The following is a 15295-nucleotide window of genomic DNA, read 5'->3' on the forward strand; positions in this document are numbered from 1 at the left end:
TTCACAGGGTTATTTGTGCTTGTACTCTCAGTTTCAGGAGAAAAACAATAATAATGGATGCTTTACCTTTACTGATCCCCGGAGCCGATGCTCCGGCGGGTACTCTGGATGTGTATAACCCTTTTGATCTGTCGCTGGTGGGCAAGCTCGAAACGGGCGACAGTCGTCATGTAGAGCAGGCATTAACCACGGCTTACGGGTTGTTCAGAAATCGGGATCAGTGGTTGTCGCTGGATCAGCGTATCGACATCTTCAGTCGTGTGTTACATCGTATTTCCCGCGAGCAGGAAAATCTGGCAAAACAAGCTGCCAGTGAGGGCGGAAAACCGCTGGTGGATTCCAGAGTTGAAATCAGTCGTGCCATGGACGGTATTAAGCTGTGCATCGATTGCATGCGTGGCGAAACGGGTTCCATGCCGGTGGTGAACAGCACTGCTGCGACGCGTCACCATCTGGCTTTAACGACCGCAGAGCCGGTTGGAGTGGTCGTGGCGGTCAGTGCCTTTAATCATCCTTTTAATCTCATTGTGCATCAGATCGGGCCCGCTTTGGCGGCGGGTTGCCCGGTGATTGTTAAACCGGCTGATGATACACCGCTGTCCTGCTGGCGTCTGGCAAAGCTGTTTCATGAAGCAGGCTTACCGCCGGAATGGTTACAGGTCATGATTCCTGACAGTCTGGCGGTGGCCGAACATCTTGTTACGGCCAGACGGGTTGGGTTCTTTTCATTTATTGGCAGTGCAAAAGTGGGTTGGACATTGCGTTCAAAACTGGCTCCCGGCACTCGTTGTGCTTTGGAGCACGGTGGTGCTGCCCCTGTGATTGTCGCAAAGGATGCAGATATTGATCTTGCTGTTAAAGCCATTGCCAAGGGTGGTTTTTACCATGCGGGTCAGGTGTGCGTTTCCAGTCAGCGGGTGTACGTGCAGAAGTCGGTCAGTAAGGCTTTTCTGCGGGGTTTGAAAAAAGCGGCCGATGCGCTGGTGGTGGATAATCAACTGAACGAAAGTACCGATGTCGGCCCTCTGATTCGCCCCCGTGAAGTGGATCGGGTTGAAGAGTGGGTTAACGAAGCCCGTGCAGCGGGTGGAACTATTGTTTGCGGTGGTCAGCGGGTTGGGCAGACAGGCTACGCACCAACGGTGATTCATAACCCGCCTGCCAGTGTCAGGGTCAGTGAGCAGGAAATCTTTGGCCCGGTGGTGTGCGTCTACGACTATGATGATCTGGACGACGCCATTGAACAGGCGAATAGTTTGCCTCTGGCGTTTCAGGCTGCGGTATTCTCCAGCCATCAACCGACCATTTTGCGGGCGTACAAACGGTTGGATGCTTCCGCTGTTATGGTCAATCAACACACGGCTTTTCGCAGTGATGGCATGCCCTTTGCGGGGCTGAAGCAGTCCGGGTTAGGCGTTGGTGGTATTCATCACACCTTTAAAGATATGCAGATAGAAAAGATGATGGTGATTCACAGCGAAGAGCTGTAAAGCGAGCTGTCAGTCTTTTCGTGCCATTTCGGCAGTAGACGTTTTAGTCTTGGTAAGACTCTTGTAAACCCCTTTAATTTGCAGGCGTTTATTTACACACTGTACCTTGATTGAACTATTTATACTTTTGTAGCGGCCTCTGATGCCTGTTTGGGTGTAAGTACTCAACCATGCGAAATCATATTTTCTGACTTATTGTTCAGGCACTCACGGCAACTGCTCCTGCGTTGCTCTAGCTCCTGCATCCATGCAGTCGTGCGGCGTTGCAACTCTGGTCACATAGCTTGCTATGCTCCCGCCGTTGCGCCTTGCAGAGCACCTGCCCAATAAGCCAGAAATATTCGATTCCGTATGGCCGATTACTTAGCTTTGTGTTGAAATTTCATTATTACTTTCACAAAAGATGCAGGCATAATCAGGAAAGGCTTCATAACCTTTTGATCAGGTATGGATAAGATTTATGACAAGAAAGTACGTGTCTCTGGTATCCGCGCTGACCGCCGGAACGTTGGCAATCGTGCTGACAGGTGGATGTACATTGACCACTGAGAGAGAGACAACGGAATTGACCACATTGAAACAGGGTTCATCAAAAACAGCGATTGCCGAAGCGACAACGGTCATAAAAAGCCCGGTAGACAGCCGGGACTACCGTTATGTGGTCATGGATAATGGCATTAAGGCGCTGTTGATCTCAGACCCCGATACGGACAAGTCGGCAGCGGCAGTGGATGTGAATGTGGGCAGCTATCAGGATCCGGATGACCGGCTGGGGCTGGCGCATTTTCTTGAGCATATGCTGTTTATGGGCAACGAAAAGTACCCAGAGGTGGACGGCTACTTCGAGTTTATTCGTGCCAATGGCGGCGGTGCCAACGCTTACACCGCAGACGTACGCACCAATTATTACTTTGATATCAACAATGAACAGCTGAGACCAGCTCTCGATCAGCTGGCGCAGTTCTTTGTCTCCCCGACACTTGATCCGGCCTATGTGGACCGTGAACGCAACGCAGTGGATTCTGAGTACCGCCTGCATGCCAAAGAAGACGGCTGGCGTCTGTTTATGGCGCAGAATGCCACGTCCAACCCGAAGCACCCCAAAAGCCGCTTCACCATTGGCGATCTGGAAACGCTGAATAATGATGATGGCAAGTCGCTCTGGAAAGATCTGAAAAGCTTCCACGATACTTATTACGTTGCCCCTAACATGGGGGTGGTTGTGTATGGCAGAGAAACCACTGAACAACTTGAAAAGTGGTTAAAAGAGTCTTTTGCAGACGTGCCGGACGGTGGTGGTGTGAAACCTGATACCCACATTGGTTTAGCGCCTTATGCGGACGATCAGCTGGGTGTGCGGATCAATCTGGTGCCTTTAAAAGAAACCAGAGTGTTGTCACTGGCTTTCCCGATGGAATCCCTGCATCCGTATTACCACAAAAAGCCCATGGGCTACCTTGCCCGTGTCGTCGGTTATGAAGGTGAGGGAAGTCTGCACAGCCTGCTCAAAGAGCAGGGGTTGATTGAATCTCTGGCCGCTTATCCCAGTGATACACCGGGAGAGTTTGCCGAGTTTAATGTTCGGATTGGCCTGACGCCTGAAGGGCTGGAACAGGTGGATGATATCACGGCAGTGGTGTTTGACTACCTGGCGCTGGTTCGTAAGGAAGGTATACAGCAGTGGCTGTACGACGAAACCCGACAGATTGCCGATCTGGGTTTCCGCTATCAGGAGGTGCGTGGTGCACAGCAAACGGCTACGGGTCTGGCATCGCGTCTGCACTATCTGCCAGCCTCTGATTTGCTGAACTCCAACTATTTGTACGACGAATTTGATCCGGAGCTGATTAAACGGCTGATGTCTAATCTGACACCAGACAATGTCCGTCAGACAGTGATTGCTCAAGGACTCCCTAAGGATCAGATAGAGCCTTACTTCGATACACACTACAGCATTCAACCTTTATCGGAAAAACTGCTGAAGCGTTTGAACAACCCTCAGGCTCATGAAGATCTGACTATCCCGGCACCAAACCGGTTTATTGCCACGGATCTGGAGCTGAGAACCAGTGATAAGGCCGATGAGCCTACACAGATCATCAAGAAAAAAGGGCTGGATGTCTGGAGTATGACGGACAGCAGCTTTCAGGTGCCAAGGGCTTCTGTGCGCCTGAAAATGACGACACAAAAAGCGTCTGAAACGGCGAAGGATCTGGTGTCTCTGCAACTGTATCGAACCCTTTTGTCGCGCAGTCTGAACGAATACGGTTATCCTGCCAAGGAAGCCGGTTTGAACTATGGCCTAAGTACCAGTCGTGAAGGGTTGAACATTGCCTTGTCCGGTTATCAGGAGAAACAGGCTTACCTGCTGGAAACCATTCTCAAGGGAATTGATCAGTTCAAGCCGGAGAAAGCCGAGTTTGAACAGGAGCGTGAGCGCCTGGTTCGAAACCTGCGAAACAAGGCCTTTGTTGCACCTTTCCGCCTGGGTATGGATCGGGTCAGCCAACTGCTTTATCCGAACTATTTTACCGATGATGAAATGCTGACGGCTGCCGAAGCGATCTCTTTTGCTGACCTGAAGCAGTATGCCGGTGACTTCTATAACAGTCTTCATATCAGCATGCTGATTTACGGAAACCATTCCCGCAGTGAAGCCATGAAAATTGCCGAACTGGTGGAGTCCTCTGTCCTGAACGACACTAATCGGGGTGAACGTTTTGATCAGCCGTTTAATGTATTGAAAGACGCCGGTCTGCGTGAAGCGGTCGATTTTGACCACAATGACGCGCTGTATATCCGGTACGTGCAGTTTGATACCACTGAAGATCGTGAACGGGCGAAGTTTTCCCTGCTGGGGCGTTTGCTGGCAACCCCTTTCTTTAATGAGCTTCGTACTGAACAGCAGCTGGGTTACATTGTTAACGCCTCTGCCCGTCCGGTTGAGCGTCATCCGGGTCTGACATTTACTGTTCAGTCACCAGTGGCAGAGCCTGAAGTTATAGAGCAGCGCATAGAAGCGTTTCTGGCGAAACAGGTTAAACGACTGAACGAGTTGACCGAAGAAGAGTTGGAAGATTATCGTCAGGGACTGATTGTCGATCTGACCAAGCGTGACACTAACCCGGATGAACGAGCCAGTCGCTTCTGGCACAGTCTTGACGGGCGAGAGCATAGCTTTAACTACCAGTCAGACATTGCCGATGCTGCAAAAACCATTAAGGTCAGCGACATTCAGCAGGCGATGGACGAGCTGTTGAAGCAACAGGGACAGATTATCATTACTTCCAGAGGTAATGTGAACAACAACTGATTCTGTCAGCATCAATGAATGATCAGGCGGGTAATCCCGCCTGATTGCTTTGTGCCTTCTGTCGCTTATTATGTTTTTATTCCTTAGCGGGATGCTCTTCTGTAAAAACAGGGTCCACCATATTGGGCTGTACAGGGGCGTTTCTATACAGAATGCCTTTGTTGTGAAGGCATTAAAAGTCGCTCTCTTCACTGGTTAAAGGAACTCTGTCATCCGTTTTTCCTTCGTCATCTGTAAATACCTTGCCTCTAGGAGCCTTATAAAGAATTTTTAATTCATTTTCTTCGTTGTTTTGTGGCTTGTAGCTTTTAGAACCAAAAGTGTTTGAGTACAGCCACAGGACAGGCCCTGCCAGTCTCAGGAATATTTTTTTGTAAACATACTCGTGACCGGGCAGTGACAACCTGCTGTATGCTCCGCTTGACAGAAGAAGTATTGTGTAAGTACCAAAAGCAGCAGCAACCGTATAGCCAACGCCTTCACCAGCACTGATGCCACTGGATGATTGTTCTCCTATATGAGCCCGGGCAGTCGGTGAAATCGGGCAGCTACCCTGTATCAGCCCAAGAACATGTGACGGTATTCCATTGTGGTTAACGGAGAAGCAGCGGTTATTGGATACCTCCACAGTGCCATCGATGCGGGCAGCTTCATTTGCGAGTCTGGCAACTGTCAGATCAATCGTTCGTCTGGTTTCATCGGATGTACCAATAGCAATGTTGTCTTTGATAATGGCATTGATAGCGTCTGTATGATTTGGCAGCTCTATATTGATGCCAGCCGAAGCAGACTCTGTGTCCTGAACATTGCCATGAACGTTCAGGGTTTTGTAGTGACGGACATCAATGGCAGTCAGTGCAGACTCGCCATCATTTGAGTCTGTAAATTGGTTACTGAAAATACCAATAGTCTGGTCGTCGGTCCGGCAACCCTGACAGCTGGCATAAATGGGGGCTTTCTGCAGTCCTCCTGAAAAGAAATTATTGCCACTGATCAGTACATCGCCTGATGAGTTCTGGATCTCGATATAATGGGAAGGTGCTTTTTCGTTCTCCCTGTTTGCGTGATATTGAAAATCATTACCACTCATCAGGAGTTTGCCTTCATAGTTGACGGCCTTGACTGCAGTGCTGAGAGGATCGCCCTGTGAATCTCCAAACGCCGAGATATCCCAGGTCATGTCTCTGGTGAAGAAACCATGACCTGTACCGGCATCATCAAGGAGAACCAGTGCGCCTGCTTCGGCAGGATAATTGGCCGAAGGTTTAACCACCGCATTCCCAATGCCGACCAGCGCCACGGTCTTAAGAATATGGAGTGGTTCGTCCAGTGCATAACTGCCTGCGTGAAGCAGGATAACCTTGCCGGACTCTGAAGTCGTGGTTATTTCGTTAATCAGTTCCTGACTGTTTTTAACCATAACCGCTTCAGAGAACGTTGTTTGTATTTCCAGCTTCTGAAGGTCATCCGTAAGCTTCTGACAAACTAGTGTTTCAGAACGGGTCAGTTGGTCACACGGACTGTTGATGACGGGTGGTGTTGAAGACACTGATGTACTGGTTGCAGCAGGTACCTGTGTCGATGCGATCAATGATTTTACAGGCTGTGTTGAGCTTGTTTTGCCAGCTGAAAGAGGACGGGTCGTCATGCCCTGTGTTGACTCAGGCAGTGGTTGGGTAAGCTGAGTCGGTGCAGAGGATGACGATGCTGACCGGATCTTTCCGGTTGGACTTGGCATAGGAGTGCCGTAGCTATTGACTGTGGCTGTAGTCAAAACAGACCGGGAAGGTGTTGGACTTAATTTGGCACCATCGAATGATGCGGAAGGTGTAACAGGGGGTGTAAAACGTGTCAGTGCCGCCGATGCTGAAGCACTCACTTTCAGGCCGGGGGTATAGCGATAATTTTTATCGGCTAACCCCAGAATCTCAAGCTCATAGTAGTCGTTTCTGGTTACGCTTACATAGCCCAATAACAATAAGTTGTCATCATCTTTAAAAGAACTCTTGTCGTGTTCCAGCTTAATGGTTCTGCCTTCTCTCGGTGTGTCCTTATGCGCTTTGTTACCTTGTATGGAAGCATTTATGATTTGTTGGTTATTGAAAAATTTAATTTTTATGTTGCCCAGAGCGTACTTGTCTTTCTGAATATTGTCGTTGATTTTCAGGCGTTGATAATCATTAAGGTAGATAGCGTTTGAATACAAAGATTGTTCAAATTCAGCTTCACCAGAGGTTTTAAATTCATTCGATTCAATCTCAATTTCTGCCTGACTGTTTATGGCACTGGAATCCAAAACACTACCTAATGATGATGTATCATCACAAGTATTATGGCCAAAGTAGTACTTATGACCGGCGTTACCCAACAGAACAGTAGCCGCATAACGGTTCCAACTGCTATACCCATGGCTGAAGCGGTTCTGGTAAATTCGTATGTCTCCGTTATAACTTATTGCGTAAACATGGGCGTCAAAATTGTAGTAATGGCTGCCTGCAGGCACGGCGGTTTTCCACTCCAGGTTCCAGCTGTAAAAACCGGTATCCCGAGGGTTCGATATGGTGTTCAGGGTAAGCAGTGAACGATCCTTATTATAGCTGCCAGTGAAGTCGCCTGCTGGCTTTATAACAGGCAGTCTGTCGTCTTCATCTTTTAGGCCAATCATTGCAGTCCGGTGGGTGGCGGACAGAGCTTTTGACAGCTCATAGGTGCCCGGGTTCAATAGAACAATGCGACCATGAATGGCGCTGCCATCATCGCCGGTCGTTTTATTGACGGCGTCGATCAACTCCGTCGAATTGTTAACCAGAATGGCGTGCGAAAACTTATTATCCGAAACAGGCCCAGAGGCTTTTTTGTTTTCGAGAAATGCCTTGCAGGCTGCAAATGCGGTTGTGTGCGTCCGGATATCATTACATGGTTTTGTTTTCGCGGGTGCCGGACTGACTGATGCGGTGACAGAGACCAGTAACCGGGCTGGCGTAATGCTGCCAACGGAAACGTCAGAAGATACATGGGTCGACGGGGCAGCTTTTACCGTTGATGACGTTGCACCGGGTGATGGTGTGGCTGCTGTTGTTTGTGAAGATGCAATCCGGGATGAAGCAAGCTGTTTGCCTGGTCTGTAACCAACATGGTCGGAGGGAAGTCCAAATTCTTTAAATGTGTAGTAGTCATTTCCTGCAACATGAAGCTTTCCGGTGATCTTCACGGATTCTTTGGGAGAGTGGTAGGACCGAAAGAGAATTCTGCGCTGAAGCTCCGGTGCGTCTTTATGGGCAATGTTGTTGAGTACATAGCCATCTATGTTTTTTTCATTTTTATGGTCTGTGATATAGATGTTGCCTGCAGCCTCTTTGGTTTCCTGCCGGTTACCAATGATCCCGTAGCGCATGTAACCTCTGACGATAATTGAATACAGTAGGTTATTTATGATAGGTGTGATAGGAACGTCACTGTGGAAATGGTTATCGAGAACTTCAAGCCCTGGTTTTTTTGCTCTGCAGATAGCACTTGAACAAGCAACCAAAACAGCGGTATATGTTAAATAATCGGTACCAAACCAGTTGTTCTCTATAACCGCACCACCAATAGCATTCAATAGCAGGATATATTGACTCATCAAATTGAAACTTGCTTTCGAGAATTTGTTTTCATAAATCCGAAGCTCCCCCTCATAAGATTGGCTTTCAATGGCTCCCATGCGCAGTAGTGGTGAGGCTGCGTCCGGGCTATCGGTAGTGTTCCAGTGAATGTGATGACTGTAGAAGCCGGATTCAACTACCGTTGAATCATGGTAGAGGTGAGCCAGAGAGTTTTTGTTCGATTTGAAGTTGCCAGCATCAATTTCAATGACCGGATATTCACCGTCTTCAACGGTTCCGACCAGGGCTATTTTGTCCGTAATATACAGTGTGCGGGTCAGTTGATAGGTGCCACTTTTCAAGACAATCAGTTTGCTGGTTTTTGCACTGCTTGACGGGAATTTTCCTGTCACTGCGTCGTCCAGTTCCTTTGCATTGCTGACCACCACGGCCATGGAAAAGGTATGACCAGCAGAGGCTGTTTTGTTTTCGAGAAATGCCTTACAGGCATCAATTTCGTTGGAGCCGAACTCTGTGGACGATTGTATGTGATCACAGATTATCGTGGGATCACTTGTTGGAGTGACAGAAGGCGTTGCTGGTATCGCCGTGGGTGAAGGTTGTATAGAGTCACTGGTAATGGCCTGTTTAGCCGCCGCTGTTGTTGTGTATGCACTGGGGCTGACCAGTACCGAAGCAGCAGGGGTTGGTGACGGAGAGACTCTGGCAGGCAAAAAGCTGTCCGGGATCTTTTTTCCTTCCGTAAAGACAATATAGTCGCGTTTTTCATCATCGTAATAAACGTCGAAATAGTCATTACCGGAAAGGGTTAAGCGACCTGCAATTTTATAATTATCCTTGGCGTCTTTTTGCACATCTATTTCAATTCTTCGGAATTTTACCAGTGCGCCAGTATCAGCCGTGTTGTTTTTGATAGAGCCTTGCAATCCTGGTTCGTTAGGTAATTCGATCTTTATGGAGGCGTTAGCCTGCCTGGTCAGCGATGTATTCTTTTCGATTGTGAATTTATTGTGGTTAATAAGATAAAAGGCATTTTGACTTTTGTTGTCGGCACCATTGCTGCTGGTTAATGTATTGTTGGCAATAATGATTTCATGTCGGTCTTCAGAGGTGGGACCCTCTGAGAGAACAGCAGAGGCATGAAGGTTACTGGTATTGAACCGGTTGCCGTCGATCACTATTTTTTGGGTTTTGGCTTCGTCGTTCCTCAGATAAATAAACTCACCAATATGAGAGTCTTTGCTCCCGTGTGTAAATATGTTGCCATAAAATCTGATTTCCCCCGGATAATTGTTTCCGAAAATAGTGCTGTGGTTGCTACTCTCTTTGTCACTGAGGGTTTCCCAGTTTATGAAAGCACTGTAAAAGCCAGCTGAAGCCCCCCTTTTTTCAAGCAGATTAACCAGAGCCCAATCACTACGTTCCAGCAAAGCAAGATTCATACTGACCGTTGGTCGGGTCTCACCGGTTTTTATACCTACCAAAGCGATTCTCTGACCGGGTTCCAACTTTTTGGCAAGGTTATAATTTCCGGGAGTCAGGACAATAATGGAGCCTTTGGGGTCGGCGTTTTTGAAAGCACTGGCAAGCTCTTCTACATCACGGACAACGACTGCTGTTGCAAATGATGATATTCCAGAGGCTATGGGATTGTTGAAGAAAATGTTACAGCTCTTTTGAGCCTCCGGATTACTGGTTATCTGGCTACACGGGTTGGTTCTGCTAACTGACGTTGTCGGGACTATGGTTGTAGTGCTGTTTGAGGGCAGGTGGGTGGTTGTGTTTTTTGGGGAAGAGGTTGTGTCCGGGGTATCGCCATCACTGGCACTATAAGTGGAAAAAGACAAAGCGCAGACGGTTAGAAAAAAAACAGATAAAAAACAGCGCAGTTTATACGTCAAATAACGAATGGTTCTGGATGGACTTTTCATAATAATTAGCAGGCCGTCTCTATAAAAATTAAAACGCATCCCCGATGCCAGATTGTATAAGTACGCGAAGACCAACTTTTTCCATAAATACCAAAAGTCGGACTTTTCAGAGTTACCAAGGCTTAGATAAGAAAAAAGAACTATGATACAGTAATAATTTCACTCAATACGTAAGGCATATGTCGTTCATAGGCGGTGATTTTTCTGTATTTTCACTGTACTAAGGTGCGCACATTTTCCTTTAATGCGAAGCCTTGGGTCTAATTCCCCGCAGCTTGCTGCGAACTACTCAAGAGCTAACTTGATACCCCGGAGCTTGCTCCGGGGTAGTTCATTCCTTGGGGATCAATAGATGGCCGACTTTATTGTTAATCAGAAAAAGTCGGTCTTCGCATATAAGTAGTTAGTTGTATAATTTCAGATAAAAAACTGACATTAGATAAAATAGAAGAAATATTTCCAACAATTAAAAGCATTTGAAATAGATACAGAGTATTTTAATGGTATGGCTTATAATAATACTGTGGACAGTTTTTTGAGAGTTCGGCATTGATGCCCCAACAAGACTTACGCATCAAATTTGAACGAATGTACTTAATAATTGCCCAAGTTTTTCATCATTCCAGCCAGCAGCCAAACGTTTTAGCATGATATTTCCTTTGGTTGTAGTGTCTTGCGTGTGAATATTGAGACAGAGCCTATTAAGAGTAGATTCTATGGTGGACCCCACTGTCAAGACAGTAAACCAACAAATTTAAGTTAAGTCTTGGCAGTGTGTTAATACCAATTCCGTCTTCTAAACATGAATTGCGCAGCCATTCCAAACCGCTGGTTCTGCGTCAGAACTCCTCGCAATAGCCAGCTATTACTCGTCGTTCTTCCTTGCCCGGCGATTTGGATTGGCTTGCTCATGGTCATATTTAGAAAACGGAATTGGTATAACCCACTTTCACCACCAAAATGCTGTAACTATAGTGGACCCCACTGTCAAGACAGTAAACCAACAAATTTAAGTTAAGTCCTGGCAGTGGTTTAAAGCCCTCATGCAAAGTGAATTGCCTGAGGAGTTTTATAACTCAACGACTGATGTAATCGCTCAGTGTTGTAAAATTCAAAGTACTCATCCAAACCGGTATAAAGCTCCGGAACAGTCTTAAATTCATGCGTATACAGCCATTCATGCTTGACGGAACGCCATAGTCTCTCGACAAAAATGTTATCCAGTGCTCGCCCTTTTCCATCCATACTGATTCGGATTTCTCTTTCCTGAAGGGGTGCCAGAAAGTCATTACTGGTAAACTGGCAACCCTGGTCAGTGTTGAATATATCAGGCTCACCCCGTTCCAAAGCACGGTCCAGCGCATGGATACAGAAATCAGCGTCCAGTGTGTTCGATAGCTCCCAGCTGACCACGTAACGACTGTACCAGTCAATGATGGCAACCAGATACATAAATCCCTGAGGCATCGGGCAGTAGGTAATATCAGTACTCCATACCTGATTAGGTCTCACGATATCAACCCCGTTCAGCAAGTATGGATAAACCTTATGCTCCTTGTTTCTCAGGCTCGTGCCCGGTTTTGGCCCGACAGCCTGTATGCCCATCAGCCTCATAAGCCGCTGTATACGCTTCCTGTTAACCGGAAAACCCTGCTCATTCAGCCATGCAGCTATCTTACGACTGCCGTAAAACGGTGTACGTGTATACTGCTCATCAATGAGCCTCATAAGATTCAGGTTTTCAGGGCTTTCCAGAGCTGGAGAAGCTTGGTAATACCAGCTCGACCTGTTTAACCCAATCAGCTCACATTGACGTTGAATGCTGATCTTTGAGCACTCTGGGTCTATGCACCTCCGTTTGTCAGGGCGATCTCATTTGGCTTAAGACAATAAAGCAATCAGCAAATTCTGGCATCCTGTAATCTGATGTTCAGGATGACTTTGATGACCTTGCTCGACGTATTCTCCGACCTTAAAGAATTTCGTGCCGACAACCACCGTTACCCGTTACCCCACCTTGTTTTCACTGCTGTCTGCATGATTCTTTGTGGTGCAGATGACTGGAAGATGGTGTCAAAACTGGCCAAGCGCAAACAGAAATGGCTTAAAAAATATATCCCTTTGCCTCACGGTGCGCCTTCACAACATACCTTCAGACGAGTTTTTGCCAGCCTTGACCCTGAACAATTCAGAGAGTGTTTTATTCAGTGGGTCAGCACCATTACAGAGCGAACTCATGGTGAAGTTATCGCCATAGACGGAAAAACCCTACGACGATCTTACGATAGACAGGATGACAAAGCAGCCATCCATATGGTGAATGCGTGGGCCAGTGCTACTGGCATGGTATTGGGTCAGCTGAAAACAGCTGAGAAAAGTAATGAGATTACAGCAATACCAGCACTGCTTGATATGTTAGAAGTCAGCGGTTGTATCATTAGTACAGATGCTATGGGGTGCCAGAAGGATATTGCCCAAAAAATTCGGTCAAAAGGCGCTGACTATCTACTGGCTGTGAAAGGCAACCATGAAACTTTGCACGAAGATATTAAGTTGTTTCTAGCCCGAATATTTCATAAAAGGAGGCAAGTTCCGCCCAATCACTTGATATAATTGGGTCGAACAAAAGAAAGCTTCGGAAGAAGCAAACCGGAACTTGCCATGCCCAAATCTACACAAGAACAGCTTCGTTTTCATCCCTCAAATGGAAAAACCATCCGGGCAGACTTCAATGGTGGGGAGTTATCTTCTGACTTTGGCACTCTGCTGCTACGGGAAACCATTCTGCAGAGCGGTCTTATCTGCAAAATGACTGATGCCATCAATGACAGACGCCATCAATCCTATATCGACCACTCCCTGAAAGAACTTCTGGTTCAGCGGGTTCTGCAAATGGCCTGCGGCTATGAAGATGCCAACGACAGTAACCGTTTGCGTAAAGACCCTATGTTCAAACTGGCCACTGGTCGCAATCCGTTGGACAGCGATAACCATCTCGCATCAGCGCCCACTTTTACCCGGCTGGGACAATCTATGACCCGCTCCGACATTTACAGGATGGCTGAAGCATTTGTGCATCACTTTATCAGCAGTTACAAGCTGCCACCTCCGGTGATCGTTATCGATCTTGATCATACACCGGCCATTACTCATGGTGGCCAGCAGATGAACCTGTTTAATGCCAAATATCAGGACTACTGCTACTTGCCCCTGATGATTTTTGAGGGACTCAGCGGCAAGCTGATTACGGCGATTCTTCGTCCGGGGAAAACCCCAACGGGCAAGGAAAATGCAGCCATTCTCGAACGGGTCATTCGGCTGCTTCGGAAAAAGTGGCCGAAAACCCATCTACTGGTTCGGGGAGACAGCCACTTCGCTCAACCAGAGTTAATGTGGGTGGTTCAGAATGCCCCTCATTCGGATTATGTCCTGGGCAAAGGTGCAGGCCACAAAACGGCTTTGCGGCCAAAAGCCAAAGAGTTGTTGGATGAAGCGCGTCAAGCTCTGAAGGTCAAGACTGAGCTGGCAAGACTGAACAACATGCCAGAACCTGATCGGCTCAGACTTTACGGGGAAGCAGAATACCAGGCCAAGAGCTGGAAAGGTCTCGATACCCGGATAATTTACAAGGCGGAGGTCAACCAAAAAGGCGACAACCCTCGTTTCATTGTGACGTCGATGAAGGAAGCTTCTCCAGAGGTAATTTATGAAGAGCTTTACTGTCCAAGAGGACAGGATGAGAACTTCATCAAACATCTGAAAAGTGATCTGTCCGGCGACAGATTGTCCGATCAGGGCTTTTTGGCTAACCATTTGAGAATGTTTTATGCCTGTGCCGCTTATGTTTTGCACTATGAGTTAAGAACCAAGACTTTGAAAGGTACGGAGCTGGAAAAAGCGCAGCCATCAACGGTGATCATGAAGCTCTGTAAAGTTGCAGTCAAAGTGGTTGAATATAAAGACCGAATTAAACTTCATCTGCCGCGTAGCTGCCCATTCAAGAGGCTTTTGCAGCATGTGACAGAAGTCTTTTACCAGATGCCGATACTTCGACCGGGGTAGCAACTTTCATAAGACTCAATCAAGGTACATAGCAACCAGATGAAAGAGCCTTGGGGCTTTCCGTTATCCTGAAATAGCAGGATTCGTTGATTAGCGTCTAATCTGTAAGCAAGTATGGGCTGCAATGTCTTTCACATGGTTAACAGAGCAACAGGCTTGCGGAAAAGTCCAAAATTAAGAGGATGGGATGGTAGTTGCTGCTTGTTTATGAAATATCCGGGCTAGATCATCTGGCATGTCAGAAAAAGCTACCGGAATCGGCCAGCTATCATGAGACTCTTGATAAAGGGCATGGACGCATAGAGGTTCGAAGATGCTGGATCAGTACTGACGTGATCTGGCTTGATCAACGTAGCAAATGGAAAGACCTGAACATGATTGGCGTTGTGGAAGGAGAGCGGCATGAGGGAGGGAAAGTCAGCATTGAACGTCGCTATTTTATCTCAAGCCTTATCACTGATGCCGCGACATTCATGAGTGCGGTGCGTTCACACTGGTCTGTGGAAAATAATCTTCATTGGAGCCTTGATATTAGTTTTCGAGAAGATGGCTGCCGAATCAGAAAAGGGTATGGTGCTGAAAATATGGCTGTGTTCAGGCAGATTGCGCTGAACCTGTTGTCTCAGGAAAAAACAGAAAAGCTGGGCATGATGAACAAACGCATTACTGCAGCAGCTGATGACGAATATTTGGAGCTATTGCTGCAGGGTGTCATTTGATCAAAAAGCCAAATGATATCGCCCTGAAATTCTGGCTACTTACAGAGCTTTGTGGGCGTTTTTTTGTTATTCAGAGGGAAAAGTAGTGGTGATGAGAAGGGCTTGCATAAAGGCTTGAATGGGCTGGAGAGCGATCAGGCAAGTATCCTCAACGAAATTATCTTCAGTCCGACAG

7 protein-coding genes are annotated in these 15295 nt (G+C 47.2%); 5 read left to right on the forward strand and 2 right to left on the reverse strand.

What is annotated here, in order from left to right; all coding sequences use genetic code 11:
• Positions 1-53: 53 nt before the first annotated feature.
• Entirely contained in the window at positions 54-1490 is a 1437-nt protein-coding gene (locus EZMO1_RS11840; protein ID WP_034873360.1) for an aldehyde dehydrogenase family protein, read from the forward strand.
• A 460-nt stretch (positions 1491-1950) separates the two neighbouring features.
• On the forward strand, positions 1951-4803 hold the full coding sequence (locus EZMO1_RS11845) for an insulinase family protein (RefSeq protein WP_034873361.1): 2853 nt from the start codon (positions 1951-1953) through the stop codon (positions 4801-4803).
• A gap of 172 nt (positions 4804-4975) precedes the next feature.
• Here the strand turns inward: EZMO1_RS11845 and EZMO1_RS11850 are convergent, their stop codons facing one another.
• Both EZMO1_RS11850 and EZMO1_RS11855 read right to left on the reverse strand, forming a co-directional pair.
• The gene (locus EZMO1_RS11850) at positions 4976-10339 is read right to left on the reverse strand and encodes a hypothetical protein (RefSeq protein WP_145912576.1); all 5364 of its coding nucleotides are present in this window, start codon (positions 10337-10339) and stop codon (positions 4976-4978) included.
• A 1041-nt stretch (positions 10340-11380) separates the two neighbouring features.
• A complete protein-coding gene (locus tag EZMO1_RS11855) occupies positions 11381-12187 on the reverse strand; it encodes an IS3 family transposase (RefSeq protein WP_034873364.1) in 807 nt (268 codons plus the stop codon).
• A 96-nt stretch (positions 12188-12283) separates the two neighbouring features.
• Here EZMO1_RS11855 and EZMO1_RS11860 point away from each other — a divergent pair, with 96 nt between their 5' ends.
• From EZMO1_RS11860 to EZMO1_RS11870, 3 genes are all read left to right on the forward strand, one after another.
• Entirely contained in the window at positions 12284-12952 is a 669-nt protein-coding gene (locus EZMO1_RS11860; RefSeq protein ID WP_061509474.1) for an ISAs1 family transposase, read from the forward strand.
• A 48-nt stretch (positions 12953-13000) separates the two neighbouring features.
• Positions 13001-14401, forward strand: a complete 1401-nt coding sequence (locus EZMO1_RS11865) for an IS1380 family transposase (RefSeq protein ID WP_034873155.1) — start codon at positions 13001-13003, stop codon at positions 14399-14401.
• Positions 14402-14595: 194 nt separating this feature from the next.
• Entirely contained in the window at positions 14596-15120 is a 525-nt protein-coding gene (locus EZMO1_RS11870; RefSeq protein ID WP_051789562.1) for an ISAs1 family transposase, read from the forward strand.
• Positions 15121-15295: the final 175 nt, after the last annotated feature.

The sequence above is a fragment of the Endozoicomonas montiporae CL-33 genome (genome assembly GCF_001583435.1).
In the GTDB taxonomy this organism is placed as follows: Bacteria; Pseudomonadota; Gammaproteobacteria; order Pseudomonadales; family Endozoicomonadaceae; genus Endozoicomonas_A; species Endozoicomonas_A montiporae.